The following is a 25,420-nucleotide window of genomic DNA, read 5'->3' as shown; positions in this document are numbered from 1 at the left end:
CGGGGGCTGCCGTGTGACATGGTTGCGGAATTCCCCGTACCGGAGCGTGCGGTGGTCGCTACGCTCGGCGACGAGTTGGATCCGCACGCGTCCTCATGGGGGTGACCGCCCATGGTCAACATCCGCGCTCTCGATCCCAGCGCCTCGCCGCTGGACTACTACGCGTACGAGCTGTGCCGCCTGAGAGAGGCGGCCGGGCTGAAGCAAGCCCAGTTGGGCGACATCATCTACTGCTCGGGCTCGCTGATCGGCATGATCGAGAACACGAAACGGGTGCCGACCCGGGACTTCTCGGAGAGGCTCGACGCTGCGCTGGGCACGGACGGGCACTTCTCCCGCCTGGTGGGGCTGGTCCTGCGGAGCCAGCTGCCCCACTGGTTTCAGGCGTACGCGGATATGGAGGCCCGGGCCGAGTACATCTCCACCTTCCAGTGCCAGTTGGTCTACGGGCTCCTCCAGACGGAGTCGTACGCCCGCGCCCTGATCGGTGTGGACCGCCCCGACCAGATCGACGAGCTCGTGGCGGCCCGCATGGAGAGGCAGCGCATCCTGAAGCGCGAGCAGCCGCCCGCACTGTGGGTGGTCCTCGGCGAGGCCGTGCTGCATCAAGAGGTCGGCGGCCGCGAGGTCATGCGGAAGCAACTCACCCACCTGTTGGGCTTTGCCGACCGGCCCTGGGTGCAGGTCCAGGTGCTGCCCTTCTCGGCCGGAGCGCACACCGGGATGCAGGGGTCGTTCACCCTCCTGCGCTTCGATGGTGACCCGGATCTGATCTACGAAGAGGGCTACGCGCAGGGTTACATGACAGCCAATCCGCCAGTGATCAGGGAGCGTTCGGTCGGATACGCTCGGCTGCAAGCCGAGGCGCTCTCACCGGACTGCTCGGCGGCGCTGATCGCTCGGGTGATGGAGGAACGCTATGGGAAGCAACCAGAACCTGGCGGGCGCGCTGTGGCGTAAGTCGTCGTACAGCGGGACCACCGGCGGCGAGTGCGTCGAGTGCGCCCCGCTCGGTGACGCCGCCTGGCGCAAGGCCTCGTACAGCGGAGCCAGCGACGGCGAGTGCGTCGAGATCGCCGCCCAGCCCTGCCGCGTAGCCGTCCGGGACTCCAAGCGCCCCGACGGCCCCGCCTTCACCGTGAGGCCGGAGGCGTTCGGAGCGTTCGTCCGGAGTCTCTGACTCAGACCTCGGGATGCGGCGCGGGCCCCTCCGGCTGGCCGGGGCTCGTTGCCGCGGCTTCGGCGATCTGCCGGCTGATGATGGCTGCGATCGCCTCCGGCGCCACCGCCCGGGAGTACAGCCAGCCCTGGCCCGTGTCGCAGCCGACGCGCTTCAGCCGGGCCGCCTGGCCGGCGGTCTCCACGCATTCGGCCGTCACCGTCAGGCCCAGCCGGTGGGCGAGCTGCACCAGGGCTTCGACGATGGTCTCGTCGGCCGGGTTCGGGTGGGAGCCCTCCTCGTAGCGGAAGCCGCGGACGAAGGAGCCGTCCAGTTTGAGGACGGAGACGGGCAGGCGGCTGAGGTAGGCCAGGTTCGAGTAGCCGGTGCCGAAGTCGTCGATGGCGATCCGCACCCCCATGTCGCTCAGTGCCTGGAGGGCCTGGAGCGGGCGGCCCGCCGAGCCCATGACGGCCGACTCCGTCAGTTCGAGCTGGAGGAGCTGGGGGGCCAGGCCGGTCTCCGCCAGGATCTCGGCGACGTCGCCGACGAGGTCGGAGTCCCAGACCTGGCGGACGGCCACGTTGACGGAGACGAAGACGGGGGAGTCGCTGGGCTGCTCGATCTGCCAGCGCCGGGCCTGGCGGCAGGCGGTCTGGAGGACCCAGCGGCCCAACTGGACGATGGATCCGTCCTCTTCGGCGATTCCGATGAACCGATTCGGCGTCAGCGTGCCGAACTGCGGGTGGTTCCAGCGCACCAGGGCCTCCACCCCGCGCACCGCCCCGCTCTCCAGGTCCACCAGGGGCTGGTACTCCACGTTGAACTCGCCGCGCTCCACGGCCGGCCGCAGCGTCGACGACAGGGCCTGGCGGGTCATGCGGTGGGCGTTGCGCTCCGGGTCGAAGAGGGTCCAGCGGGCCTTGCCGTCCGCCTTGGCCCAGTAGAGCGTCGTGTCCGCGGCCTGCATCAGGCCGGTCGCCGAGGTCCCGGCGGCCGCCCGTTCGACGACTCCGATGGAGGCGGAGACCGACAGTCGCTGCCCGGCCAGGTCGAAGGGCTCCTGTACGGCCGCCAGGACGCTCCGGGCCAGGTCCGCGAGCTGCTCGGTGCCGGTGGACTCCTCGACCAGCAGGGCGAACTCGTCGCCGCCCAGGCGGGCCACCAGGTGCCCGCCGGTGCGCCCGTAGCCGGACTGGTCGGCGCACTGGGTGAGCCGCTGGGCGACGGCGGTCAGCAGCCGGTCGCCGACTCGGTGGCCGAGGGTGTCGTTGACGGCCTTGAACCCGTCGAGGTCCAGGTAGCACAGCCCGATCCGGCCCGTGCCGCTCTGCCCGTACGAGGACGCCTCCAGGGCGGTGGAGAGCCGCTCGAAGAACAGCGCCCGGTTGGGCAGCCGGGTCACCGGGTCGTGCATCTGGAGGTGGCGCAGCCGGGCCTGGAGGTCGCGCCGGTCGCTGATGTCGGCGACGGAGAGCAGGACGTCACCGGCGTCGGTGCCGGGTACGGGGCCGAGGGTGATCTCGGTCCACAGGGAGTGCCCGTCGGGGTGCTTGAGGCGGCGGGTGCAGCGGAGCCGGGCCTGCCGGCCGCGCAGCACCTCCTGGTAGGCGTGCCAGGTCCGGGCTTCGGAGGCCAGGTCCACCAGCTCGGCGGCGGACTGCCCGGCGAGGAGGTGCGGCTCGGAGCCGAGGAGCGCGGCGAGGGCCTCGTTGGCTCCGGCGATGTGGCCGGTGCGGTCGACGACGGCCATGGGGAGGTGGGCCGCGTTGAAGGCGGCCCGGTAGTCGGCCCGGTAATCGGCCTGGAGGTCGGCGCGGTCCGGGGTTGCCGTCGTCGCCGGCGTTGCCGTGTGACGCTGCGTCATGGCCGGTCGGATGCTGTCGGCCGCCGAACCGGTTCCATCTGGGGTTCCGCTCACCGTTGGCTCCCGCAGTGCGTGTGAGTGTCCGTGCAGGAAAGTGTGCCGATCATAGAGGCTCCCGGACGGCCCTATCCAGCGGCGACGCCGTGTGGGGCGCGGGAGTTCGGCGTGATGACGGATCGTCGACGTGTCGGCGACTGATCGTTTCCGCACGGCTGTGAACACCCGGCGCCCACCACTGATCCGACCTGATCGGTCGTGACTTTCTGTAGGCACATGTGCGAAACCCGGCGTCACCGGCTTGCCCTAGTGCTCACTCGTGTGGGGCAGCGGAACAGGGCATTAGTAAGACAATCGCCCCAAGGTGGATGAAGAGGTACTAATCCACCACCGGAGGTCGATGTGCCGCGACAGCAGACACCCGGGGGAGTGGACCGCTCCCGCATGCGAACCACGGCGGCGGCGCTCACTTCCCTGACGGCGCTCGCCGCCATGTCGCTCGTCGCGGGACCCGCGGTCGCCGCTCCGGGAGCCGGACCCTGTGCGCTGACCCGTACCGCGGCCCACCACTCCCTGGGCCTGGACAGCTGGAACGGCGCCTACCCCAAGCCCGAGCGCACCCTCAACGCGGTCATGGTCTTCCTCTCCTTCCCCGACCACCGCCCCACCCTGACCACCGAGGAACTCACCGCCGACTACTTCCCGGCGACCAGCGACTTCTTCGAGCGGGCCTCCTACGGCCGCTTCCGCCTGGTCCCGCACCCGCAGAAGCAGTGGGTCCAGATGCCGAAGCCGTCCGCCGCCTACGGCATACAGCGCGACTGGGCCCCGGCGGACCGGGCCGCCTACCTGCGCGACGCGGTGGCCGGAGCCGACCCGTCGGTGGACTTCGGCCGGTACGACGTCGTCTACTTCGTCGCCGACCCGGAGGCGCCCGGCGTCGACTCCGATGCCACCAAGGTCGTCAACTTCGAGCAGCCGATCCGGGCCGACGGCACCGACCTGCGCCGCATCGTCACGGTCTTCGAGAAGCACCCGCCGGACCGCAACGTGCTGGCCCACGAGACCGGGCACGTCTTCGACCTGCCGGACCTCTACCACCGGCCCTCGGACGGCAAGGGGGACTGGGACACGTACGTCGGGGACTGGGACGTCATGGGCAGCCAGTTCGGCATGGCCCCGGACCTCTTCGCCTGGCAGAAGTGGAAGCTCGGCTGGCTGGACGCCTCCCAGGTGGACTGTGTGGGAGCAGGCTCCTCCCTGCACACCCTCCAGCCGCTGTCCGAGGCTCCCCGCCCGGGCGGCACGGGCGGCACCCGGCTCGCGGTGGTCCGTACGGGCGCCGGCAGCGCGATCGCCGTCGAGGCGCGGGGCTCCGCCGGCAACGACGGGGACACCTGCACCGAAGGGGTCCTCGTCTACCGGGTCCGCAACGAGGCGGCCTCCGGCGGCGGGCCGATCGAGGTCGTGGACGCGCACCCCGACACCGAGGCCTGCTGGGACCGCTCGGTGTACCCGCCGCTGGCGGACGCCCCGCTGGAGGTGGGGGAGACCTTCACCGTCCCGGGTGAGGGGATCACCGTGGAGGTGGCGGACCGCACGCAGTCGGGTGCGTACACGGTGAAGATCACGCGCGAGGACCGGTAGGAGCGCCGGGAGGGACGCGGGGTCCCGGACGCGGCGCGGGGGGTTCCGGACGCGGCGCGGGATCCCGGACACGAAAAAGACCCCCACTCGCGTGGGGGTCTTTCTCCGTCTGTGCGCCGCCAGGGACTCGAACCCCGGACCCGCTGATTAAGAGTCAGCTGCTCTAACCAACTGAGCTAGCGGCGCTTGGTGACGAGGAAGACATTAGCACCCCGACCGGGGATCGGAAAAATCGATATCCGCAGCTCGGGTGGCACGGACGAACGCCCACAGCAGTGCCTCCGGTCCGGGCAGCCACGGCAGCCGGGTGTCGGGCGCCACGAGCCAGCGCGAGGGTCCTCCGACCGCGGCCAGCGGGGGCACGGTGACGGCATCGCCGCGGCCGTGGCAGAGCGGGGCGGGCACGGGGGTGCTCCACTCCTCCCAGGCCAGCAGGGCCGGGAGCCGGTGGGCGGTGCCGGGGGCGGCGAAGAGCAGGGTCCGCCCGCGGTGCACGGCGGCCGGCCCGGAGCCGGGGCCTTCGGCCCAGAGCAGGTCGAGCATCCGGCGCCCGAGGACGAGGGGAACGTTGACGACGTCGAAGGCGGTCCCGCAGGGCAGCACGGCCGGCGCGGTGGGACGGGCCTGCCAGGCGGCCAGCGTGCCTCCGGGCTGGGCGGAGGCCGAGGCCAGCCAGGCGGCGCCGGCCGGGGTGACGTGGGTCGCGGAGGCGGTCGTCGTCGTCCGCAGGTCGAGCGCGGGGCATCCGGTCAGGGTCGTCATGCCTTCAGGTCTACCCGGGGTAGCGAACCGATCTCCGGGAGTTACGGGAAACCGGGACAGGCCGGGCCGGACTGGGGTATGTTGCGCCCCGCATATGCCAGGGGGGCGCGGCGGGGGGCGCGGCCGGGCGGGTCCTCAGGCGCCCTCGGGGGTGGTGCCCCGCAGCAGGGACTCGCCGAACTCGATCATCTTGCGGGCGTAGTCCTCGGTCCACTCCGCCTGCTCCGCGATCGCCGCCGCCGGCAGCCGGTCGAACCGCCGGGGATCCGCGAGCTGCGCCGCCGCCACCGCCTGGAACTCCACCGCCCGCTCCTGGGCGGCACGGAACGCCAGGGTCAGCTCCGTCGCCCGGGCCAGCAGCTCCCGCGGGTCGTCGATCGATTCGAGGTCGAAGAAGTGCTCCGGGTCCGTGACGGTCTCCGACGGCTCGAAGAGCAACTGCGCGGGCCGCAGCCTCCGCTCGGTCCGCTCGGGCTCTGCCATGCGTGTCCTCCTGCTGGACGTGGGAAATGCTTCCGGGCCACCGTCCATTGTCCAGCTTCGCGCAAGGGCGCCCGAGGGTCCCGGCCCATGGGCTAGAACGTGCGTATGACCGATGGTGTGCACGAGACGCTGGACAAGCTCTGCGACGAGGGCATCGAGCAGGTGATCGGCTGGCGCCGTCACCTCCACCGAAATCCGGAGCTGCCGAACCGGGAGGCCGCCACCGGGCGGCTCGTGGCGCGGGAGCTCGCCGCGTTCGGACTCGACGAGGTGCGGACCGGCATCGCCGGGCACGGGGTGGTCGGGGTGTTGCGCGGCGGCCGCCCCGGGGACCGGGTGGCGGCGCTGCGGGCGGACATGGACGCGCTGCCCGTCCCCGACCGCTGCGGCACGGACTTCGCCGCCACCGGCCGGGCCTCGCACGCCTGTGGCCACGACTGCCACACCGCGATGCTCCTCGGAGCCGCGCGCGCACTGGCCGACGTACGGGTGCGGGAGCAACTGCCCGGAACGGTGCTGTTCGTGTTCCAGCCCGCCGAGGAGGGCCCGCCGGTCGGCGAGGAGGGAGGGGCGCGGCTGATGGTGGCCGAGGGGGCCTTCGAGGACCCCGTCCCCACGATGGCCTTCGGCATGCACGTCACCCCGCACCCCAAGGGCTGGGTGGGGTACAAGTCCGGCCCGATGTACGGGGCCTCCTGCCTGGTCCGCGTCACCGTCACCGGCCGGCAGTCCCACGCCTCCTCGCCCTGGCACGGCATCGACCCCATGCCCGCCGTCGGGGCACTGCTCACCGGGATCGGTCAGCTCTACCGGCAGGTCTCGGCGTTCTCCCCGGTCACGGTCTCCATCGGCCACATCGAGGACGTCGGCCGGTACAACGTCATCGGCGAAAGCGTCACCCTGTGGGGCACGATCCGCTGCGCCGAGGAGCGGGACATGCCCGAGGTCAAACGCCGCCTGACGGTGCTGGCCGAGCACACGGCCGAGGCCTACGGCGCCTCTGCGACCGTCGAGCTGCTCCAGGACGTGCCCGCCGTACGCAACGAAGCGGCCTGGGTCGAGGCCGCGCTGCCCACGCTGCGCCGGGTCGCGGGCTCCGACCGGGTGGTGGAGGTCGGCGGCACGCTCGGCTACGACGACGTCTCCGAATTCATCACCCGCTTCGGCGGGCTGTACGTGATGCTCGGCGTCCAGGACACCGCCCTGGACCCGGCGAGCGGCGAACCGGTGGCCGTACCCGGAGGCCGGGGTCTGGTGGGCAACCACCACCCCGCCTTCTACGCCGACGACGACACCCTGATCACGGGCGTACGGCTGCACGCGCACGCCGCGTACGACCATCTGACGGGGGCCCTCGTCACGCGCTGACGGCCCCCGTCACGCGCTGACCGGGGTCCTCGCCAGGGCGGCGAGCTCGTCCAGTACGGCGGCGAGCTCGCCCGCGAGGCCCTCCGGCGCCCGGAACCCCTCGGCCGTGACCAGCCCGCCGATGCCCGGGACGGCCGCCGAGGCCTCCGCGGGCACCATGCCGACGGCCTCCAGCACGGGCCGCAGCATCCGGCCGGCCGGGGCGCCGCCGGAGCCGCCCGCGCTGTAGGAGAGCAGCCCGGCGGGCTTGCCCTGCCATTCGCCGTAGAGGAAGTCGATGGCGTTCTTGAAGGGGGCGGTGAAGCCGCCGTTGTACATCGGCAGGACGAAGAGGAAGGCGTCGGCGGAGTCGACCAGGGCGCTCCACGCGCGGGTGTGGGGGTGGGTGTAGATCCCGGTGGAGGCGTATTCGGGCTCGTCCAGGAAGGGCAGGGCGATCTCGGCGAGGTCGACCGGGGTGACGTCGAAGCGCCCCTCCTCGTGTGCGCTGGCCTGGTCGGCGGCCCAGCGGGCCAGGGGGCGGGCGGCGGAGGTGGGGCGGACGGAGGCGGAGATGACGTGCAGGCGGATCGGGTGGGAGTTCATGACGGGCTCCTCGCGGCCGGGGCGGTGGTGTGGAGAGGGTTTTGTTGACGTGTCACCTATGAGAGCGCAGAGGTGGGTGACGTGTCAACCAGGTAGGTGACGTGTCACGTACCGGTCTAGACTTCGACCATGACCGAAAACGAGAGCGGGACCGCACCGCGCTGGCTCAGTGAGCCCGAACAGCAGGCCTGGTACGCCTGGCGGCGGATGTTCCCCTTGGTCAACGCCGATATCGCGCGCGACCTGACCCAGGACAGCGGGCTCTCCGAAGCCGACTACGACGTCCTGTCCGTCCTCGGCTCCACCGACGGCCACCGCATGCGCATCAGCGCCCTCGCCGTCCTCATGCAGTGGTCCCGCAGCCGGCTCTCCCACCAGCTCACCCGGATGGAGCAACGGGGCATCGTCCGCCGCGAAGAAGTGGCCCACGACGGCCGCGGCGCCGAAGTGGTGCTCACCGAGCAGGGCGTCACCACGATCACGACGGCCGCCCCGCTCCACGTGGAATCCGTGCGCCGCCACCTGATCGACATCCTGACCCCGGAACAGCTGCGCACCTTCGCCGAGGTGGGCGAACTGCTCCGCACCCGCCTCGGCGTGGAGCGCAAGACCCGCTGACCCGCCGGGCTACGGCCGCCAGACCACCCGGTGTTCCGCCAGGTGGGCCAGCACCGAATGGTTGGCCTCCCAGCCGTCCGGGAATTTCATGGTCACGCCCAACTGCACCGGTTCCGAGGACGGGTGGGCGTCCAGGAGCTCCGCTATCCCCGCCCGGGCCACCACCACGCAGGCGTGCCGGTGCCGGGAGGCCAGGACGCAGAGCCGGCCCGTCTCGAGGTGGAACGCGGTCGCGTCCGGGCGGCCCGACAGGGGGTGCAGGACCACCGTGAGGTCGTACTCGCGGCCCTGGAGCCTGTTGGCCGTGTCCACGGTGACCCCCGTGACCCCGAGCGCGGACAGCGCCCCCCGGACCGCCGCCGCCTGGTCCCGGTGGGCGGTGCCCACCGCGATCCGGTCAGCCGTCAGCGGGGACGGGCCGCCCGCCTGCTCGTCCACCGTCACCGCACCCCGGTCCAGCGCCCGGCGCACCACCAGGGCCACCGCCCGGACCGCCTCCGGGTCCGTGCGCGGGGTGTGCCGGGCCGGCAGTTCCAGCAGCCCCCACCCCGACTCGGCGGCCTCGTCCAGCACCCGGTCGGGTCCCGATCCGTCGCCCGCGACCCCGTAGGACATCCGCCGCTCGCCCGGCCCCGTACCGCTGCGGAACCGCGTGTACGGGTAGAACGCGCGGGAGACCAGCGGCGCGGCCGAAGCAGGCAGCCGCCAGGACACGGGCAGCCGGTGCTGCGGCAGGTCCGGGTTGTGCGCGAGGAGGGTGGACACCGCCGACGCCGAAGGGTCGTAGGACAGGCCCGCCCACTGCTCGGCGCCGACCACGCTGAAGGGGTCGAGCTGTCCCGGGTCGCCCACGAACAGCGCCCGGTCGAACAGCCCCGCCACGGCCAGCAGCGCGTCCGAACGCATCTGGTACGCCTCGTCCACGATGGCGTGCTCCCAGGGCTCCACGTCCTTGACCCACGCCCACTTGGCCGCCGTCGAGATGGTGATGGGCAGCCCCGCGAGGTCCCCCGGCTTCGCCGAGAGGACCACCGAGTCCAGCTCGCGCAGGGCCGGATCGTAGGCGTCGCCCTCGCTGCTGTGCAGCCGGCCCACCTTCAGCTCCGGATCCTTCGCGTGCAGTCGCAGCACCAGGTCGTCGACCTGCGCATTGGTCTGCGCGACCACCATCAGCCGGCGCCCGGCCGCCGCCAGGTCCCGGGCCGCCCGTACCACCAGGGTGGACTTCCCGGCCCCGGGCGGGGAGTCGACGACCACGCCCCGGGCCCCGCCGTGCAGGGTGTCGCGCAGGATGGCATCGGTGGCCCGGCCGGCGGCCGCACCCGGATCGAAAGCGGTGCTCGCGGTGCTCACAGGAGGTCCTCGGCGGTCACGGGATCGGGCAGCGGCAGCGCGGGCGCGTCACCGGTCAGGTGCGCGGGCGGCCCGCCGTGGGTCCACGGGGTCCGCTCGGCGTCCGGCAGCTTCGGGCCGCCGCGCGCATCGTGCTCGAACAGCGTCCAGCACACCCGGTCGCCCTTCTCCGGCACCGAGCCCGGCTCCGGGTCCTTGCCGCGGCCCATCTTGTCGAGGACGCGCAGCACGAGCCGGCCGTCCTCCTCCCGGCGCACGAACTGCGCGCTCTGCGGGCGCCCGTCGAGCGAGCGGTACACCTTCGGCCCCCCGACACTGCCGCCGCCGCTGCCGCCTTCGCCGCCGTCGGTGAGCTGCGGCCGGTCCTCCGTCGCCACCCACACCAGCGGGCGCGGGCTCGGCCGCTTCGACTCCGTCCACTCCATGACCACCTCGGTGACCTCCCCGGCGAAGGCCTCGCCCGAGAGCCGCCGCCCCGCCATCACCAGCAGGTCGTCCAGCGCCTCCTGGGCGTCGAGCCGCACCTGCTCGGTCTCCCGCGTCGCGAGCTTGCGAGCGGCCGTCACCGCGTCGTCGCGGCGCGGTTGCGGGCCCTCGCCCGCCCGGACCCGGTCCCGGTGGCCGGTGTACGACCAGCGGTCACCGGTCCAGCGGTCCTCGGTCCGCCGGCCCGGGGGCAGTTCGCGCAGCAGGGCGATCGATTCCCAGACCGCCCGCCAGGTGCCCTCCATCTGCTCCACGACCAGCCGCCGGACCGCCTGCTCGGCGGCCGCGCGCCGTCCGTCGCCGTTCCCGCCCGTGGCCGCGGCCTCAGCCGCCCGCGCCGCGTCGAACTTCGCGATCGCCGGGGCCAGCAGCTTGTTGTCGAAGGCCGGATCGGTGGCCGGACCGGCCGGCGGGAACAGCAGCAGGCCCTGCGGATCCCGGCCGAGCTCCGCGCGCAGCGCCCGCTCGGCGCCCGATTCCCCCTCCGGCGGGTCGATCCACGCCAGCAGGGCGCCCAGGTGCTGGTCCTCCAGATTGCTCTGACCGGTCGCCCAGTGCCGCGAGAGAAGGTCCGTCGCCGACAGCAGCATCGAGGAACCGGGCACCCGCGAGCGCTCGGCGAGGTGCGTGAACCAGCGCCCCAGCAGCGGCACCTGCGCGGGCGCCGGGTACGGGTGCTCGGGGTCCTCCTCGGCGGTCCGCCGGAACCGCATGGACCGCCCCAGCAGCCGGACGTACTCGATGCCCGCGCGGCTCGGCACGATCAGCTGCGGAGCGTCCAGACACAGCTCGGCCTCCACCTTGACCCGCTTGCCCGACTCCGGGTCGGTCTCGGTGCGCTCCACCGGCTCGACGGCGTCCGCGTACCCCTCGATGTACGGGACCACGTGCCCGGCCAGCTCCGCCAGGAACTCCCACCGCAGGTCCCGGTCGCGCGGCTGCGGTATGGCCAGGACGTGCGGGCGGTCCGGATCGGTGCCGACCATGGCGCCGAGCGGAGCCCCGGCCTCGCCCGCCGTGGTCAGCGGGACGAAGACCAGCGGCCGCTCCGACAGGTGCCGGTGCCGTACGGTCGCCAGTGGCTGGGCCCGCCCTGCGCGGACGGCCTCCAGCCGGGCCAGGGTGTTCAGCAGGGACATGCGACGACCTTCGGGCGGATGCGGGCGGGGGCTTGCTCCAGCGCCTCGGCGCGCAGCCGGGCGGCCCGGCGCAGCGCGGCGGCCGTGGGGTCCTCGGGGGCCGCGTCATCGGGAGCGGTGCCGTCCGGAGCCGCGGCGCCCGAGGCCGCCGCGAGGGCGGCCTCGATCGTGGTCAGCCCGCCCAGCTCGCCCCGCACGGAGCGGCCGAGCGCGGTCACTTCGCCGGCCCCGCGCGCCCGCTCCCGGCAGTGGAAGGCCAGCTCGCAGGCGGCCAGGCACTCGGGGGCGTAGGAGGCGGACACGGCCGACACGGCCTCGGTCAGCTCCTCGGCGGAGCACGCCGGATCGAAGGTGAGGCCTTCGGGCAGGGCCCCGGCCAGCTCCTCGACCCGGGTGAGCCGCTCCAGCTGGCGCCGGGTCACGGACCGCTCGCGGCGGATGTCGACGGGGGCGGCGGTGGGCAGGTTGGAGAAGTCCTTGGGGCAGACGAGCAGCACGGTGTGTCCGACCTCGGCGCCGGCCACCTTCGCGGCGGTCGTCTCCAGGGCCAGGACGTAGACCGCGGCCTGGCGGGCGGCGGCGCCCACCTTCGCGGCGTCGGCGGACCCGTCGATCACCGGGAACGACTTGATCTCCACCACGGTCCAGCGCCCGTCGGGGTGCACGACGACGGCGTCCGGCTCCAGGTAGGCGGGGGAGCCGGCCACCTCCAGCGCGAGCATGGGGTGGTCGAGCAGGGTCCAGGCCCCGGCGGCGGTCGCCTCGCGCAGCGCGAGCGCGGTGCGGGCGGCGCGGCCCTGGGGGCCGGCGGCGGTGAGGTCGGGGGTGAGGGCGTCCGGTCCGGGCGGGTCGGCCGCGCCACCGGATCCCGCGCCGAGGTGCTCGTACACCAGCCGCAGGAGCTCGGCTCCGCCGTCGCCTTTGACCTTGGCCTCGAAGGAGTTGCCGCGCACGATGGCGAACTGTGACTGCCCGAAGGCCGCGGGGGAGCCGAGGGACGCCGCGAGGACGGTCTTGTCCACGCCGGCGCCGTCGAGCAGGGCGCGTCTGCCGCAGCCCGGGTTGGCGGCGAGGGCCGCCAGTGCGCGGGCGTCGAGCGGGCGCGGTGCGACGTCGGGGCCGCGCAGATCAGCGAGCCGTTGCCGCAGCGTCTTCGGGGGATTCGGGGGAGTCATCGGCTGCGCGGCCTGCGGTGCCTGCGCGGCCTGCGCGGTCCGCCATGCCGCCGGCTGCGCCGTCGGCCCGGGGGACCGCGGCGGGGTCTGCGGCGGCTGACCGCTGGACGGGTAGGAGCTCACCCGCGGAAGTCTCCCATCCGCCACTGACAATCGTGGACTTACCGCGGAAACCCGCTGTTCGGGTGGTGTGCGGAACGGGCGCGGCGGACCTGCTGGACCCGCCGAACGAGGGGAGTCCGGCGCCGGTGGCGCCGGTGGCGCCGGTGGCGCCGGTGGCGCCGGTGGCGCCGGTCGCGCCGGTGACCCGGGCGATTCCGGCGGGCAGGGCGCGGGCCGCGAGGTAGCCGGCCCCCATCACGGCGGCCCCGGCGACGGCGTCGAGGAAGTAGTGGTTGGCCGTGCCCATGACCACCACGGTGGTGACGGCGGGGTAGGCGGCCCCGAGCGCCCGGACCAGCGGCCGGCGCGCGCAGCACCACAGCGCGACCCCGCACCACAGGGCCCAGCCCACGTGCAGGCTGGGCATGGCGGCGAACTGGTTGGTGAAGGAGCCGAGCCCGCGCGGGGCGCTGGCCTCCCCGCCCCACCAGCCGTAGGCGCTGTAGTGGGCCATCGTGTCGGTGAAGCCGTACGAGGCGTCGAGCAGCCGGGGCGGGCAGGTGGGCACCAGGGCGAAGCCGACGAGCCCGAGGAGGGTGGAGAGCATCAGCCAGGTGCGGGCGAATCGATACTGCTGGGGACGGCGCCGGTAGAGCCAGACCAGCACCGCCGGGGTGACGAGGTAGTGCAGGGAGGCGTAGACGAAGTCGGCGGGTATGCCGAGGGCCGCCTGGCCGGTGAACAGCCGGTTGAGCGGCCGCTCCAGATCGAGGGCCAGGAGTTCCTCCATGCGCAGGATCGCGAGCCCGTGGTCCACGGCCAGCCCGACGTCACCCCGGGCGAGGAGTCTGCCTCCCGAGTACGCGGCGTAGACGATGCCCAGGATCAGCAGTTCGGCCCACCAACGCGGAGGCTGCCGCCTATTAGTCATACGGCGTATGACGTGTGTGAAGACGAGAGGGTTGCGTGGCGTTCACCTGATGGATGATGGAGCGGTGGCGGAACCACCGCAAAGCAGTGCGAATGGTCGGGCCGCCGGTTCTCCGACCGTCCCGACCGCCCCGACCGTCCTGATCTTCCCACCCCACTCGCCCCCTCGACCGGGAGAACTCATATGGCCCCCCGCATCCTCTTGGCCCGTCACGGCCAGACGGCGTGGTCCCAGCTCGGCAAGCACACCGGACGCACGGACGTGCCCCTGCTGGAGGAGGGGAAGCGGGGCGCGAAGCTGCTCGGCGAGCGCCTCGCCCGCGACCCCTGGGCGAGCCTGCGCGGGCTGGAGGTGCGCACCAGCCCCCTCGTGCGGGCCAGCGAGAGCTGCGACCTGGCCGGCTTCGGCATGCAGGCGGACCCGTGGGACGCGCTGATGGAGTGGGACTACGGCGACTACGAGGGCATGACCCCTGCCGAGATCCAGGCGGTCCGGCCCGGCTGGCTGATCTGGCGCGACGGGGTCCCGGGAGGCGAGTCCGTCGCGGACGTCTCGGCCCGCGCGGACGAGGTCGTCACCTGGGCCCGCTCGGCCGAACGCGACGTCCTCGTCTTCGCGCACGGCCACATCCTGCGCACCCTGGCCGCCCGCTGGCTCGGCTTCGACGCCTCCTTCGGCGCCCGCATCCGGCTGGAGCCGACCTCGCTGTCGGTCCTGGGCTGGGCGTACGGTGCCCCCGCGCTGGAACGCTGGAACGACACGGGACACCTGGAGTAATCCAGCCCCTCCGGCGTTCGAGGAGCGGGTTCCGGGGCGGAGCCCCAGGGGCTCGTGCGCAGCGCGCCGCCCCTGTCCGCCCCTCCGGAGAGTCAGGCCGACGCGTGCCGGGCGAGGAACGAGCCCACGCGCGGCGAGCGCTGGTGCGGGACCAGCGTGCGGGCCGTCGCCGCCAGCATCGACTGGATGCGGGTCGACTGGACCTCCTCCAGCAGTTCCAGCACCCGGCCGCCCGCCCAGGCGGCCTCGTCGGGGGCGCCCGCGTGGGCCAGGTTGTCGGCCAGTTCGGCGGTGTAGAGGGCGACGTTGCGGGCGAAGTGCGGATCCTGGAGATCCGCCGCCCGGCGGGCGTGCCGGGCCGCCCGCGCGTGCTCGCCCAGCGCGGCCCAGCAGCGGGACTCCAGGGACTCCAGCTCGGCCTCGCCGAAGAAGGACATCCACTCGGGGTCCGCCCCCGCCTCACCGCGCGAGAACTCCGTGTGCGCCCGGGTCAGCGCCTCCTCGCAGGCCTTGCGGTCGGACAGTCCCGCCCAGCCGCCGGCCTCCCGCAGGGCGAGCAGCGACAGCAGCCGCGGGGAACCGAGCGAACGGGCGGCGCGGCGGCCCGCCTGGGCCGCCCGTACCGACTCGCGGGGCCGCCCGCAGTCCCGGGCGAGGAAGGCCATGTTGCTGAAGGCGTGCGCCTCCAGGCCGGCGTCCCCGGAGACCCTGGCCGTGGCGAGCGCCTCCGCGTAGTGCGAGCGGGCGTCGTCGAAGCGGCCCGAGTCGTGCGCGAGCCAGCCCACCGAGATGGCCAGCTCGCCCGCGCCCGCGTGCAGCCGGTCCTCGGTGGACTGCCGGGTCGCACCCGCGTCGAGCAACGCGTAGGCCGTGCGCAGGGGTTCCGCGGCCCGCCGGTACAGGGCGTCGGCGCCGTGCCGGTCGTCCAGCAGCCGGATCTGGCGTACGGCGTCCTCGACGGCGGCCGCCTCGGACTCGCCGGCGCGGGAGGGGAGCCGGCGGGTGTCGCCGAGCAGGGTGAGGCTGAGGGTCGCGGCCGCCACGGTCGCGGAGCCCCCCGCCATGAACGCGCGACGCAGCACGTCGCTCTCCTTGGAACGCGAAGGGGCGGGGAAGCCCGTGGGATGGGGGTGGGGGTGGTGCGGGGCGAAGGCGGAGAAGGATGCCGCCTGTTCGCGCTGCGCCAGCCGGCCCCGTACCGTCTCGCGCGGGGAGAACCCCAGGTCGGCCAGGGTGCGACCCGGGAACATGTGGAGGAAGACGCGCTCGTAGGCGTAGTTGGGGCAGCGGATCTCGCCGGACTCGACCCGGCCGATGTAACGGGCGTCGCAGGAAACCGTTTCTCCGATTTCCTTCGCCGCCCTGCGCACCAACGCGGCGAACTCGGCCGGGGAGTGCTGACCGCGCAGTCGCCGGAAGGGGGTGTTGGGTGAGTGGGGGGACGTCGCCATGGACGCGGCCTCTCTGGGCAAGTGATTGCGCTGCCGGTGACTGTGTGGTGCCTGTGACGCGCTGCCCGGCGGGCATGAACGTACCGCCAGCGGTGGTCGGTTGACGCGGTGTTTGGCTACAAAACGGATATCTCACCCGCGATCCGCCATGAACTGCCATCCTTTGCAGCGTCTTGCCGCCGCACCTGTTGACGTTCCCGTGCGTTGAACTCATGCGGAGTGGGAGGAAGCCCGCCGGCTTCCGGAACCGCTCCCGCGATGCTCGTACGCGGATCGAGGAGGGGTTCCCTTGGTGGAAGGCGGCATGGAGAGCACGGACACGAACACCGCGCCCGAGCCCGGAGCGCCCCTGAGGACCGGAGCGTCCCTCGTGGAGGGTGGGGCGTCCTTCGCCCTGGGTGCCCCGGACCTGGTCACCGTGCCCACCCGGCAGGGGCTGGAGGCCGTCGACATCATCCAGCGTGCCGCCGGTCAGGCCAGCCGCGCGGGCGGCGTCGGCCCGGTCCTGCACGACGGCTCCGGCAGCACCCTCGGGTTCCTCGTCCCACCCGGCACGGCCGACGCCTGGGACCTCCCTGGCAGCGCCTGTACGCACACCAACGGGCGCGGCATGCGCTTCGGCGACACCTCGCCCACGGCGGGCGACACCGGCTGGCTCCTGCCGCCGGAGGCCGTCGGGCCGGTCACCGACCCGGAGGTGCTGCGGGCGGCGCTCGGCGAGGCGGCCCGGCTGATCGAGGCCGCCGACAACTGCCGCTAGGGCCTGTCGTCAAACTCCCGTCGTCGCCCGAAGGGCGGCCTCGCGGCGTCTGGTGCGTGCTCTCGGCGTGCCGGGCGGAAGCCCGTGTATGGACGTACTTGGCTGCCGTCCGGTGCGGCGAGAGCGCGTGCCAGGCGTCGCGAGGCAGACGGGAGTTTGACGACAGGCCCTAGAGCCTGTCGGGCCCTGACCAGCCATAATGAGGGCGTGGCGAGCAAGGGCAAAAGCAAAAGCAGCGACAAGGGCAACGACAAGCGGCGCGGCGGCCGGAACGCCTCCGAGGCGCCGGCCGGGCCGGTGGACGGCGGGCACGCCGCGCTGGAGCCCGACCGGGAGCGGCCCGGCGCCTGGACCCTGCTGATCGACGGAGCCCCGCAGTCCCACGTGGACCTGGACGATCCCGGGCACCTGGACTTCGCCTACCAGCGCAGGATCGGTCACCTGATCGACCTGTTCGCCCCCGCCCGCCAGCCCCTGAACGTGCTCCACCTCGGCGGCGGCGCCTTCACCCTCGCGCGCTACACGGCCGCCGCCCGCCCCCGCTCGACGCAGCAGATCGTCGAGATCGACGCCGGGCTCGTGGCCTTCGTACGGGAACACCTGCCGCTGGACCCGCAGGCCCGGGTCCGGGTCCGCGCGGTCGACGCCCGGGCCGGGCTGGCGAAGATCCCCGACGGCTGGGCCGACCTGGTGATCGCCGACGTGTTCAGCGGGGCCCGCACCCCGGCGCACCTGACGAGCGCCGAGTTCCTGGACGACGTACGCCGGGCCCTGGCGCCGGGCGGCTGGTACGTGGCCAACCTGGCGGACGGTCCGCCGCTCTCCCACCTGCGGGCCCAGATCGCCACGGCCGCGTCCCGGTTCGCGGAACTGGCGCTGGCCGCCGACCCCGTGGTGTGGCGGGGGAAACGCTTCGGCAACGCCGTGCTGGTGGCCGCCGACCGGGAGCTCCCGGTCGCGGAGTTCACCCGGCGGGTGGCGAGCGACCCGCACCCCGGCCGGGTCGAACACGGCCGCGCCCTCATCGACTTCGCGGGCGGCGCCGTCCCCGTCTCGGACGCCTCGGCGGTGGCCTCGCCGGAGCCCCCGCCGTCGGTCTTCCGCTGACCCCCGGCTACTCCCCGGAGGCCGCCGCGAGCTCCCGCAGGCGCCGCTTGTCCGGCTTGCCGCGGTCCGTCAGCGGGAGCGCCGGCAGCCAGAACACCGCCGCCGGCCGCTGCCCCGGCGCCAGCTCCGCCGCGACCAGCGCGCACGCCCCGTCCGCGGCCTCCTCCGTCGGGGCGTGCCCGGGGGCCGCGACGAGGAAGGCGCACACCGCCTCCCCGGTGACCGGGTCCGTCCGCCCCACGACGGCCGCCCGGGCCACGGCGGGATGCCGGGTCAGGGCCGTCTCGATCGGGCCGCAGTAGATGTTCGCCCCGTGCACCATCACCACGTCCTTGACCCGGTCGTCGAGGTACAGGTACCCGTCGGCGTCGAAGTGCCCGACGTCACCCGTGCGCAGCCAGCCGTCGTGCAGGACCCCGGCCGTCAGGGCGGGCTGGTTGCGGTAGCCGGCCATCACCATCGGGGAGCGCACCCACACCTCCCCGGTGGCCCCCGGCGCGGAGCCCCGTACCTCGACCTCCACCCCGGGCGCCGGGCGGCCGACGGAGCCGAGCAGGTGGGGGCGGTCGGTGGCCGCGGCGTCGTGGTCGGCCGGGGAGAGCCGGCTGAGGACCCCGGCCTCGTTCATCCCGTAGCCCTGGGTCCAGCGCACCCCGGGACCCCACCGGGTCAGCGCCCGCCGCAGCCGCTCCGGGTGGACGGGGGAGTCGCCGTAGGAGACCCGTACCAGGCCCGGCACTCCGTCGGCGGTCTCCGGGTCGTCGAGCAGGCGGTACAGCATCGAGGGCGTCAGGTACGTGGCCGCGGGCCCGAGCCGCCGGCAGGCCTCGGCGAACTCCCGGGTGCCGAAGGGGTGCAGGATCTCGGAGCGGCCGCCGACCCGCAGCTGCTCCAGGCACCGGCCGCCGGAGCGCTGGGAGAGGGAGTCGGTCGATACGAACGTCAGCGGTGCGGAGCCCGCGGTGTCCGGGGAGTCGGCGCGGGTGGCCGTACGGGCCGCCATCGCGGCGAACGTCGAGGCCACCCCCTTCGGCCGGCCCGTCGTACCGCCCGTGTAGGTCACCCGGGCCACGTCCTCGCCGCGCGCCGCCACCGCGACGGGCAGGGCCTCCCGGGCGGAGGCCAGCTCCAGCAGCGCGTCCAGGCCGATGCGGGCCGCGGGGCCCGGCGGCACGGGGGTGTCGTGGACGATCAGGGCGGGCTCGCAGTCCCGTAGGAGGTGGTCGAGCCCGTGAGTGGTGGGCCCGACGCACACGTGGGTCAGCCGGGCCCCCAGCACGTGCGCGGCCAGCCGTACGAGCAGGGTCCGGGGCGGATTGCCCGCCGATACGCAGGCCAGCCCGGAGCCGCGCCGGATCCCCAGCTCGGCCAGGGCGCCCGCCAGCCGGTACGTCCAGGCCAGCACCTCGGAATGGGTCAGGACCCAGGACCCGGACCCGAAGGCGGGCCGGTCGCCGTACCGCTCGCAGGCGTCGATCAGGTCGGTGACGTACCGCGCGCCGGTGCTCATGGCGCCACGGTATCCGGCGGCCCGGGTCGGGACGACGGGCCCTACGGGTCGACGATCTCCACCAGCGGCGGGTGGTCGTGCCAGGTGCAGAACACCGACACCTCGCGGCCGTCCCGGGTGAAGGTCACGCGGATCCAGAACGGCTGCTTCCAGACCTGCATCCGCCAGCCGGCCAGCGGGGTCGCCGATACCAGCTCGCCGGGGGCGGCGCCGAGATCGAAGACGACCCGGCCGCCCGAGACGCTGTACGCCTTCACGTTCTCGCCCGGGTGTGCCTGCCGCTGTGAACGGGGGGTGGGCGGCGCGGAGGACTTCGCGGAGGCGGAAGGGGAGGCCGGCGCGGTGGACACGGACGCGGAGGGCGACGGCGACAGCGCGGGGGAAGGCGTCGGCTCCGGCGGCTGCGCCCGGTGGGTGGAGGAGGAGAGGGGCTGCGCGGCCAGTGGCACCGCGAGCGGCGGATCGTAGGCCGTACCGGACATGACCGAGTGCACGCCCCACCACGACAGCGTCACCGCCGCGCCGGTCGCCAGGGTCCAGGCCCCCGCATGGCCGACTGCTCTACCGACATGTCCTCGTCGCATCGGGGGACATCCTGCACCACCTGCCCCAGACCTGGACCGGCACCCCTCGTCGTCCCCCGAATGGGCTACGGTGCGGGCCATGGCTAGTGTGCTCGTGGTCGAGGACGACCAGTTCGTACGTTCCGCCCTCATCCGGCACCTGACCGAGGCCTCGCACACCGTGCGCAGCGTCGGCACCGCCCTGGAGGCGCTGCGCGAGGTCGCCCACAACCGCTTCGACGTGGTGATCCTCGACCTCGGACTGCCCGACCTGGACGGGGCCGAGGCGCTCAAGATGCTGCGCGGGATCACCGACGTGCCCGTCATCATCGCGACCGCCCGGGACGACGAGGCGGAGATCGTCCGGCTGCTCAACGACGGCGCCGACGACTACCTGACCAAACCTTTCTCCGTGGAACACCTCTCCGCGCGGATGGCCGCCGTCCTGCGCCGTGCCCGCTCCTCCGCCGGGGCCGAACCGCCCTCCCGCGTGCTGCGCGTCGGCGGACTCGCCATCGACCCGCTGCGCCGGCAGGCCGAGCTGGACGGGGCGGTGCTGGACCTGACGCGGCGGGAGTTCGACCTGCTGGCCTTCCTCGCCGGGCGGCCGGGCGTGGTCGTGGCCCGCCGGGAACTGCTCGCCGAGGTCTGGCAGCAGTCGTACGGCGACGACCAGACCATCGACGTCCACCTGTCGTGGCTGCGCCGCAAGCTCGGCGAGACCGCCGCCAGCCCGCGCTACCTGCACACGCTGCGGGGTGTCGGAGTCAAGCTGGAGCCGCCGCAGTGATGCGCCGATGAGGTGGGCGCTGGTCAAGGTGTGCCTCGCGGTCACCGTGATGGTGGTCGTGGCCTTCGCCGTACCGCTCGGGCTGGTCGTCCAGGAGATGGCCAGCGACCGGGCGTTCTCCAACGCCGAGCGGCAGGCCGCCACCATCGGGCCGACGCTGTCCATCACCACCGACCCGGTGCAGTTGCGCAAGGCCGTGGAGTCCACGCAGATGGGCGCCGACCGGCGGATGGCCGTCCACGTGCCGGCCGTCGGGGACGACCCGCGCGTGGACATCGGCGACGGCTGGGCCGGCGACCGCGCCGTCTTCGAGACCCGGCGGATCGGGCGGGCCGCGACCGTCCCGGTGGCGGGCGGCGGCTTCGCGCTGCTCCAGCCCGTGGCGCTCGGCTCCGGAGACATCGCCGTGGTGGAGATCCTCGTGCCGGAGAGCGAGGTCAGCAATGGCGTCGCCACCGCCTGGGTCGTCCTCGCGGGCGTCGGCCTCGCCCTGGTCGTGGGCTCGGTGGCGGTCGCGGACCGGCTCGGCGCCCGCCTGGTGCGGCCGGCCGAGCGGCTCGCGGACGCCGCGCACCGGCTCGGTGAGGGGCGGCTGGGGGCCCGGGTCCCGGAGGAGGGACCGAAGGAACTCCGCTCGGCGGCCGTCGCGTTCAACTCGATGGCGGACCAGGTGGTGGAACTCCTGGCCAACGAGCGGGAGCTGGCCGCCGACCTCTCGCACCGGCTGCGCACCCCGCTGACGGTCCTGAGGCTCAACGCGGCCTCCCTCGGCGACGGCCCGGCGGCGGAGCACACCCGGGCGGCCGTGGAGCAGCTGGAGCGGGAGGTCGACACGATCATCCGTACCGCCCGCGAGCAGCGGCCCGCCGCCGCGCAGGGGCCGGGCGCCGGCTGCGACGCCTCCGAGGTGATCCGCGACCGGATGGGGTTCTGGTCGGCGCTGGCGGAGGACGAGGGCCGCGAGGTGCGGCTCGCGGGGGTCGACCGTACGGTACGGATCCCGGTGGCCCGGCCGGAGCTCGCCGCGGCGCTGGACGCCATGCTGGGCAACGTGTTCCGGCACACCCCCGAAGGCACCCCCTTCGCGGTGGACGTCCACGACGCGGGGGACGCGGTCATCGTGCTCGTCTCGGACGCGGGGGGCGGCATCGCCGACCCGGACGCGGCCCTGCGACGCGGCAACGACGGCGGCCGCGACGGGTCCACGGGCCTGGGGCTGGACATCGTCCGGCGGGTCGCGGAGTCGACGGGCGGGGACGTGCGGCTGGGGCGTTCGGTGCTCGGCGGCACCGAAGTGCGGGTGTGGATCGCGCTGGACGGGCGGGCGCGGGGAGACTCGGGGCGCGCCGGACGCAGCCGACGCAAGCGGCGGCGAAGCAACTGATGCCGGCGGCGGCGCAACCGACGTAACCCCGGGGCCGGCGGGGGCGCGCCGCGCGTCCGGTATGTCCCCCGGTCGGTACGGTCCGCGCCATGGACACCCTCATCTTCGGCGGCCTCCTCGCCACGCTGATCGCGATGTACCGGGACGCCCCGCGGTTCGTCGTGCTGGGCGCCTGGTGGCTCATGCTTCTCGCCGTGATCCTGCTGATGGCGCACCACATCACCGGCAGCCTCGCCCTCACCTTGAGCTACTGACCGTGGCCGCGATGTCCAGCCTCCTCCCGGAGGCGCAGCTGGAGGGCGGCCTGCTGGGCCGGGTCCAGTTCTGGTTCGCGTGCGCCTTCGCCATCGGCTGGACCGGGGTGGTGTGCGGCGGGCTCTTCTACCAGTTCGGGATGTGGGAGTACCCCTGCCCGCTCTGCGTCGTGCAGCGGATGTTCATGCTGATGGCGGCGATGGGGGCGGCCCACATCATCCGGACGGCGCTGTCGCGCGGGGCGGTGACCGGCCGCGACTACATGATGGGCTGGGGCCTGTCCCTGGTCGCCGTGACCGCGGGCTCGTTCGCCTCGTGGCGGCAGACGATGCTGCACGTCCTGCCGGGCGACAAGGGGTACGGGAGCGAGGTGTTCGGCCTGCACCTCTACGTCTGGGCGCTGATCCTCTTCCAGGCCTCGGTGGTCGCCGTCGGCATCGTCCTGGCCTTCGCGCACGCCACCGCGGACCGGGCCGTCCCGGCGGAGGACCCGGGACCGTACCGCGCGGTGGGGACGGCCGCGCTGTGGTTCCTGGGGCTGGTGATCGCCGTGAACCTCGTGGCCGTCTTCCTGGAGGAGGGCTTCCACTGGTTCCTGCCGGACGACCCGACGCGCTACCAGTTCTTCTACGACGTGGGGATCCTGGACTAGCTGAGGTTGGCGTGGAGTTGACGCCCCGTGCGCGGGAATCCGCAGGACCTGCTTGAGTGGGTCCGCCCTTCTTCGTTCTCTCCGATTCCTTCCGTATGCGATGGGAAGCCGTCATGCGCTACGCAGTCCTCGGCACCGGGATCGTCGGCCGCACGGTGGCCGCCCGGCTGCTCTCCCTCGGCCACGAGGTCGTCATCGGCACCCGGGACCCCGGGGCCACCCTCGAGCGCACCGAGTACGCCACCTGGCAGCAGGCCCACCCGGCGGCGGGGCTCGCCCGCTTCGCGGAGGCGGCGCGGCTGGGCGAGACGCTCGTCAACGCCACGGGCGGGCAGGTCAGCGTGGCCGCCCTGACGGAGGCGGACGCCGCGCACCTGGACGGCAAGATCCTGATCGACATCGCGAACCCGCTGGACTTCTCCCACGGGTTCCCGCCCGGGCTCGACCCGGTGGACAGCGACAGCCTGGGCGAGCTGATCCAGCGGACCTTCCCGGGGCTGCGCGTGGTCAAAACGCTGAACACGATGAACTGCCAGGTCATGGTCGACCCGGCCAGGGTCCCCGGCGACCACACCGTCTTCCTCTCGGGTGAGGACGCCGAGGCCAAGAAGGCCGTACGGGAGCTCCTGTACTCCTTCGACTGGCGCGAGCACAGCGTCATCGACCTGGGCGGCATCGAGACGGCGCGCGGTACGGAGATGCTGCTGCCGGTCTGGCTCCGGCTGATGGGGACCCTCGGGCACACGGACTTCAACTTCCACATCCAGGGAGCGAACCGGACGGAGTAGCCCGGCGCCCGGACGGAGGCGGAGATGTTGCCGCCTCCGGTACCCGAGCTCAGGGTGGCCGTGACGAAAGGAGCCGCGCATGAGAGTCATGCTCAGGGCCCATATGGACACGGCGGCGACGAACGAGGGCATCAAGAGCGGCGCCCTTCCCGATGCCATGAAGAAGCTCATGGAGACCGTGAAGCCCGAGGCCGCCTACTTCGGCCTCCACGAGGGTGTCCGGTCCTGCTGGATGGTCTTCGACCTCCAGGACAGCGCCCAGATGCCGCCCCTGATGGAGGACCTGTTCCTCCAGTTCAACGCCGAGCTGGAGGTCGCCCCGGTGATGAACGCCGAGGACCTGGCGAAGGGGCTGGCGGCGATGAAGAGTTCGGGCTGAGCCCCGGACCCAGGACCCGGTCGGCGGCCGCCCACGCCAGCACCGCGGAGGCGGCCGCGGCCGCGCACGAGACGGCGAAGGCCGCCCGGTACCCGTAGGCCGCGGCGAGCGGACCGGCGGCCGCCGCGGCCAGTGCCTGGCCGATGATCAGACCGCTGCCGGCCACGGTCATGGCCTCGCCCATCCGCCCTGCGGGACCGGTCCGTTCCACGAGGCCGAACAGAGCGATCAGGTGCGGGGCGACGGCCAGTCCGATGCCAGCTACGGCGAAGGCCGCGCCCCACAGGCCGGAGACGGCGAGCAGCGCGAGCGTCAGCAGCGCCTGGACGGCGATGGTCCGGCGCAGCCGGACGGTCAGGCCGGCCGCCCCGGGCCGGGCCACGGTCACGAAGCCGGCGACCGAGCTGGTCACGGCCATGGCGGCCCATACGAGCCCGGCGGCCCCGGGCGATCCGACCGCCACGGCGAGCGCGTTGACCCCGGTATTGGCCCCGCTCCACGCGGCGCCCTGCAGGACGGCCACGACGAACAGCAGCGCGAGCCCCGGAGACCACAGTCGTACGTCGCCCCGCGCGGCAGGGTCCGGTTCCGTCGGGCCGGGCGCCGTGGGATGCAGGGCGAAGAGCGTTCCGAACACCAGGCCCAGGGTGGCTGCGAGGAGCAGTGCCGACGCGGGATGGACGGTCACCGCGAGGATGCCGGCCAGCGCGGGCCCCACCATGAAACCGACTTCGTCGAGGGTGGTGTCGAAGGAGAGCGCGGCCCCGACCAGGGCCTTGTCCCCTCCGGCCAGCCGCACCCACCGGGCCCGGGCCAGCGGCCCGACCTGAGCGGCCGTGAGACCGGCGGCGACGGCGAGCACGAGGCGGGCGGCGAGCGGCAGTCCGCCGAGGACGGCGGCGACGAGGGCGAGGAGCACGGCGGCGTTCGCGGCGCAGGCGACCAGCAGGACGGGCCGGTGGCCCCGCCGGTCGGCGAGCCGGCCGATGACAGGGCCGCCGAGGGCCTGGCCGAGCCAGAGGGCGGCGGCAATGGTTCCGGCGTCGCCGATGCCGTCGCGTTCGTTGATGAGCAGCAGGGTGCCGATGGGGCACAGTGCGGCGGGGAGCCGGGCGAGGAACCCGTGGACGGGCAGGGCACGGCCGCCGAGGGCGAAGACCCCGCGGTAGCCGGCGGGGGCGGGCGGGGGCGTGGGCGCGGGCAGGGGCGTGGGCGTGGGCATGGACAACCTCCAGCCGCACGCCGACCCTCCCGTTTCTCCGGCGCGCGCCGTTGCCCGTTGGGGCGGACGCTAACGCGGGAACGGCGGGTTCGGAAGGGGGCGGCCGGGGG

The 25,420-nt window shown here is 73.7% G+C and carries 25 protein-coding genes, 1 tRNA gene and 1 pseudogene; 14 read left to right on the top strand and 13 right to left on the bottom strand.

All coding sequences use genetic code 11. The annotated features are described in order from the left end of the window. The first annotated feature begins 111 nt into the window (after positions 1-111). Positions 112-960 (top strand): helix-turn-helix transcriptional regulator, encoded by an 849-nt coding sequence (locus ACFYM0_RS25135; RefSeq protein WP_388505119.1) that lies wholly within the window; start codon positions 112-114, stop codon positions 958-960. Continuing rightward, entirely contained in the window at positions 920-1,180 is a 261-nt protein-coding gene (locus ACFYM0_RS25130; RefSeq protein WP_388505117.1) for a DUF397 domain-containing protein, read from the top strand. The genes ACFYM0_RS25135 and ACFYM0_RS25130 overlap by 41 nt, the downstream gene beginning before the upstream one ends. 1 nt (position 1,181) lies before the next feature. Here the strand turns inward: ACFYM0_RS25130 and ACFYM0_RS25125 are convergent, their stop codons facing one another. Continuing rightward, positions 1,182-3,080 (bottom strand): putative bifunctional diguanylate cyclase/phosphodiesterase, encoded by a 1,899-nt coding sequence (locus ACFYM0_RS25125; RefSeq protein WP_388505114.1) that lies wholly within the window; start codon positions 3,078-3,080, stop codon positions 1,182-1,184. A gap of 345 nt (positions 3,081-3,425) precedes the next feature. On the opposite strand from ACFYM0_RS25125, the gene ACFYM0_RS25120 reads away from it, so the two are divergent. Beyond that, positions 3,426-4,670 carry a M6 family metalloprotease domain-containing protein gene (locus ACFYM0_RS25120; protein ID WP_388505112.1) on the top strand — a complete coding sequence of 415 codons (1,245 nt, stop codon included), beginning with the start codon at positions 3,426-3,428 and terminating at the stop codon, positions 4,668-4,670. 112 nt (positions 4,671-4,782) lie between these two features. Here ACFYM0_RS25120 and ACFYM0_RS25115 read toward each other — a convergent pair. From ACFYM0_RS25115 to ACFYM0_RS25105, 3 genes and pseudogenes are all read right to left on the bottom strand, one after another. Beyond that, positions 4,783-4,856 (bottom strand) — tRNA-Lys (locus ACFYM0_RS25115). Then, a pseudogene (locus ACFYM0_RS25110) lies at positions 4,847-5,432 on the bottom strand (bifunctional DNA primase/polymerase). Before ACFYM0_RS25110 ends, ACFYM0_RS25115 begins: the two are co-directional and overlap by 10 nt. Positions 5,433-5,567: 135 nt before the next feature. Next, positions 5,568-5,915 (bottom strand): hypothetical protein, encoded by a 348-nt coding sequence (locus ACFYM0_RS25105; protein WP_327252896.1) that lies wholly within the window; start codon positions 5,913-5,915, stop codon positions 5,568-5,570. A gap of 105 nt (positions 5,916-6,020) precedes the next feature. Here ACFYM0_RS25105 and ACFYM0_RS25100 point away from each other — a divergent pair, with 105 nt between their 5' ends. Further along, complete coding sequence (locus ACFYM0_RS25100) at positions 6,021-7,283, top strand: M20 family metallopeptidase (protein WP_388505110.1); 1,263 nt, start codon at positions 6,021-6,023, stop codon at positions 7,281-7,283. A 9-nt stretch (positions 7,284-7,292) separates the two neighbouring features. Here the strand turns inward: ACFYM0_RS25100 and ACFYM0_RS25095 are convergent, their stop codons facing one another. Next, positions 7,293-7,868, bottom strand: coding sequence for an NADPH-dependent FMN reductase (locus tag ACFYM0_RS25095; protein ID WP_388505107.1), 576 nt, complete (start codon positions 7,866-7,868; stop codon positions 7,293-7,295). 129 nt (positions 7,869-7,997) lie between these two features. On the opposite strand from ACFYM0_RS25095, the gene ACFYM0_RS25090 reads away from it, so the two are divergent. Next, positions 7,998-8,486 (top strand): MarR family winged helix-turn-helix transcriptional regulator, encoded by a 489-nt coding sequence (locus ACFYM0_RS25090; RefSeq protein WP_388505105.1) that lies wholly within the window; start codon positions 7,998-8,000, stop codon positions 8,484-8,486. 9 nt (positions 8,487-8,495) lie between these two features. Here the strand turns inward: ACFYM0_RS25090 and ACFYM0_RS25085 are convergent, their stop codons facing one another. The 4 genes from ACFYM0_RS25085 to ACFYM0_RS25070 are packed head-to-tail and all read right to left on the bottom strand — an operon-like array spanning position 8,496 to position 13,672. Then, complete coding sequence (locus ACFYM0_RS25085) at positions 8,496-9,839, bottom strand: AAA domain-containing protein (protein WP_388505102.1); 1,344 nt, start codon at positions 9,837-9,839, stop codon at positions 8,496-8,498. Then, a complete protein-coding gene (locus ACFYM0_RS25080; protein ID WP_388505100.1) occupies positions 9,836-11,464 on the bottom strand; it encodes a hypothetical protein in 1,629 nt (542 codons plus the stop codon). Before ACFYM0_RS25080 ends, ACFYM0_RS25085 begins: the two co-directional genes overlap by 4 nt. Continuing rightward, entirely contained in the window at positions 11,452-12,639 is a 1,188-nt protein-coding gene (locus ACFYM0_RS25075) for a hypothetical protein (protein WP_388505098.1), read from the bottom strand. The genes ACFYM0_RS25080 and ACFYM0_RS25075 overlap by 13 nt, the downstream gene beginning before the upstream one ends. Continuing rightward, the gene (locus ACFYM0_RS25070) at positions 12,593-13,672 is read right to left on the bottom strand and encodes a phosphatase PAP2 family protein (protein WP_388505095.1); all 1,080 of its coding nucleotides are present in this window, start codon (positions 13,670-13,672) and stop codon (positions 12,593-12,595) included. The genes ACFYM0_RS25075 and ACFYM0_RS25070 overlap by 47 nt, the downstream gene beginning before the upstream one ends. Before the next feature lie 183 nt (positions 13,673-13,855). On the opposite strand from ACFYM0_RS25070, the gene ACFYM0_RS25065 reads away from it, so the two are divergent. After that, positions 13,856-14,449: a histidine phosphatase family protein gene (locus ACFYM0_RS25065; protein WP_388505092.1), complete on the top strand. Its 594-nt coding sequence runs from the start codon at positions 13,856-13,858 to the stop codon at positions 14,447-14,449. A gap of 92 nt (positions 14,450-14,541) precedes the next feature. Here the strand turns inward: ACFYM0_RS25065 and ACFYM0_RS25060 are convergent, their stop codons facing one another. Then, positions 14,542-15,900: a tetratricopeptide repeat protein gene (locus ACFYM0_RS25060; RefSeq protein ID WP_388505090.1), complete on the bottom strand. Its 1,359-nt coding sequence runs from the start codon at positions 15,898-15,900 to the stop codon at positions 14,542-14,544. Positions 15,901-16,204: 304 nt separating this feature from the next. Here ACFYM0_RS25060 and ACFYM0_RS25055 point away from each other — a divergent pair, with 304 nt between their 5' ends. Together ACFYM0_RS25055 and ACFYM0_RS25050 are read left to right on the top strand one after the other, a co-directional pair. Beyond that, positions 16,205-16,660: a hypothetical protein gene (locus ACFYM0_RS25055; protein WP_388505087.1), complete on the top strand. Its 456-nt coding sequence runs from the start codon at positions 16,205-16,207 to the stop codon at positions 16,658-16,660. Between the two features lie 207 nt (positions 16,661-16,867). Further along, the gene (locus ACFYM0_RS25050) at positions 16,868-17,767 is read left to right on the top strand and encodes a spermidine synthase (protein ID WP_388505085.1); all 900 of its coding nucleotides are present in this window, start codon (positions 16,868-16,870) and stop codon (positions 17,765-17,767) included. A gap of 7 nt (positions 17,768-17,774) precedes the next feature. On the opposite strand, the gene ACFYM0_RS25045 is transcribed toward ACFYM0_RS25050, so the two are convergent. Beyond that, a complete protein-coding gene (locus ACFYM0_RS25045) occupies positions 17,775-19,277 on the bottom strand; it encodes a class I adenylate-forming enzyme family protein (RefSeq protein ID WP_388505082.1) in 1,503 nt (500 codons plus the stop codon). 41 nt (positions 19,278-19,318) lie between these two features. Continuing rightward, on the bottom strand, positions 19,319-19,861 hold the full coding sequence (locus tag ACFYM0_RS25040; protein WP_388505079.1) for a hypothetical protein: 543 nt from the start codon (positions 19,859-19,861) through the stop codon (positions 19,319-19,321). Between the two features lie 79 nt (positions 19,862-19,940). On the opposite strand from ACFYM0_RS25040, the gene ACFYM0_RS25035 reads away from it, so the two are divergent. From ACFYM0_RS25035 to ACFYM0_RS25010, 6 genes are all read left to right on the top strand, one after another. Beyond that, the gene (locus ACFYM0_RS25035; protein ID WP_356508749.1) at positions 19,941-20,630 is read left to right on the top strand and encodes a response regulator transcription factor; all 690 of its coding nucleotides are present in this window, start codon (positions 19,941-19,943) and stop codon (positions 20,628-20,630) included. Positions 20,631-20,637: 7 nt separating this feature from the next. Then, positions 20,638-22,014, top strand: a complete 1,377-nt coding sequence (locus ACFYM0_RS25030; protein WP_388505076.1) for a sensor histidine kinase — start codon at positions 20,638-20,640, stop codon at positions 22,012-22,014. A gap of 89 nt (positions 22,015-22,103) precedes the next feature. Continuing rightward, on the top strand, positions 22,104-22,268 hold the full coding sequence (locus ACFYM0_RS25025; RefSeq protein WP_327252879.1) for a DUF5993 family protein: 165 nt from the start codon (positions 22,104-22,106) through the stop codon (positions 22,266-22,268). Between the two features lie 11 nt (positions 22,269-22,279). Further along, positions 22,280-22,921, top strand: a complete 642-nt coding sequence (locus ACFYM0_RS25020) for a disulfide bond formation protein B (protein WP_388505073.1) — start codon at positions 22,280-22,282, stop codon at positions 22,919-22,921. Between the two features lie 113 nt (positions 22,922-23,034). Beyond that, entirely contained in the window at positions 23,035-23,709 is a 675-nt protein-coding gene (locus ACFYM0_RS25015; RefSeq protein WP_388505071.1) for an NADPH-dependent F420 reductase, read from the top strand. A 79-nt stretch (positions 23,710-23,788) separates the two neighbouring features. Next, positions 23,789-24,088, top strand: a complete 300-nt coding sequence (locus ACFYM0_RS25010) for a hypothetical protein (protein ID WP_388505069.1) — start codon at positions 23,789-23,791, stop codon at positions 24,086-24,088. Here the strand turns inward: ACFYM0_RS25010 and ACFYM0_RS25005 are convergent. Beyond that, positions 24,006-25,310 carry an MFS transporter gene (locus ACFYM0_RS25005; protein WP_388505066.1) on the bottom strand — a complete coding sequence of 435 codons (1,305 nt, stop codon included), beginning with the start codon at positions 25,308-25,310 and terminating at the stop codon, positions 24,006-24,008. The genes ACFYM0_RS25010 and ACFYM0_RS25005 overlap by 83 nt on opposite strands. Positions 25,311-25,420 lie beyond the last annotated feature (110 nt).

It is taken from the genome of Streptomyces sp. NPDC006487 (genome assembly GCF_042870555.1).
Lineage (GTDB): Bacteria > Actinomycetota > Actinomycetes > Streptomycetales > Streptomycetaceae > Streptomyces.
This window is presented reverse-complemented; position numbering and strand designations above follow the sequence as displayed.

Bases quoted from the DNA above. Each gene is read 5' to 3' on its own strand.
- ACFYM0_RS25135 (WP_388505119.1), top strand. From the start codon at position 112: ATGGTCAACATCCGCGCTCTCGATCCCAGCGCCTCGCCGCTGGACTAC.
- ACFYM0_RS25130 (WP_388505117.1), top strand. From the start codon at position 920: ATGGGAAGCAACCAGAACCTGGCGGGCGCGCTGTGGCGTAAGTCGTCG.
- ACFYM0_RS25105 (WP_327252896.1), bottom strand. From the start codon at position 5,915: ATGGCAGAGCCCGAGCGGACCGAGCGGAGGCTGCGGCCCGCGCAGTTG.
- ACFYM0_RS25100 (WP_388505110.1), top strand. From the start codon at position 6,021: ATGACCGATGGTGTGCACGAGACGCTGGACAAGCTCTGCGACGAGGGC.
- ACFYM0_RS25095 (WP_388505107.1), bottom strand. From the start codon at position 7,868: ATGAACTCCCACCCGATCCGCCTGCACGTCATCTCCGCCTCCGTCCGC.
- ACFYM0_RS25090 (WP_388505105.1), top strand. From the start codon at position 7,998: ATGACCGAAAACGAGAGCGGGACCGCACCGCGCTGGCTCAGTGAGCCC.
- ACFYM0_RS25080 (WP_388505100.1), bottom strand. From the start codon at position 11,464: ATGTCCCTGCTGAACACCCTGGCCCGGCTGGAGGCCGTCCGCGCAGGG.
- ACFYM0_RS25075 (WP_388505098.1), bottom strand. From the start codon at position 12,639: ATGACTCCCCCGAATCCCCCGAAGACGCTGCGGCAACGGCTCGCTGAT.
- ACFYM0_RS25070 (WP_388505095.1), bottom strand. From the start codon at position 13,672: ATGACTAATAGGCGGCAGCCTCCGCGTTGGTGGGCCGAACTGCTGATC.
- ACFYM0_RS25065 (WP_388505092.1), top strand. From the start codon at position 13,856: ATGGCCCCCCGCATCCTCTTGGCCCGTCACGGCCAGACGGCGTGGTCC.
- ACFYM0_RS25060 (WP_388505090.1), bottom strand. From the start codon at position 15,900: ATGGCGACGTCCCCCCACTCACCCAACACCCCCTTCCGGCGACTGCGC.
- ACFYM0_RS25055 (WP_388505087.1), top strand. From the start codon at position 16,205: ATGGAGAGCACGGACACGAACACCGCGCCCGAGCCCGGAGCGCCCCTG.
- ACFYM0_RS25045 (WP_388505082.1), bottom strand. From the start codon at position 19,277: ATGAGCACCGGCGCGCGGTACGTCACCGACCTGATCGACGCCTGCGAG.
- ACFYM0_RS25040 (WP_388505079.1), bottom strand. From the start codon at position 19,861: ATGCGACGAGGACATGTCGGTAGAGCAGTCGGCCATGCGGGGGCCTGG.
- ACFYM0_RS25035 (WP_356508749.1), top strand. From the start codon at position 19,941: ATGGCTAGTGTGCTCGTGGTCGAGGACGACCAGTTCGTACGTTCCGCC.
- ACFYM0_RS25030 (WP_388505076.1), top strand. From the start codon at position 20,638: ATGAGGTGGGCGCTGGTCAAGGTGTGCCTCGCGGTCACCGTGATGGTG.
- ACFYM0_RS25025 (WP_327252879.1), top strand. From the start codon at position 22,104: ATGGACACCCTCATCTTCGGCGGCCTCCTCGCCACGCTGATCGCGATG.
- ACFYM0_RS25020 (WP_388505073.1), top strand. From the start codon at position 22,280: ATGTCCAGCCTCCTCCCGGAGGCGCAGCTGGAGGGCGGCCTGCTGGGC.
- ACFYM0_RS25015 (WP_388505071.1), top strand. From the start codon at position 23,035: ATGCGCTACGCAGTCCTCGGCACCGGGATCGTCGGCCGCACGGTGGCC.
- ACFYM0_RS25010 (WP_388505069.1), top strand. From the start codon at position 23,789: ATGAGAGTCATGCTCAGGGCCCATATGGACACGGCGGCGACGAACGAG.
- ACFYM0_RS25005 (WP_388505066.1), bottom strand. From the start codon at position 25,310: ATGCCCACGCCCACGCCCCTGCCCGCGCCCACGCCCCCGCCCGCCCCC.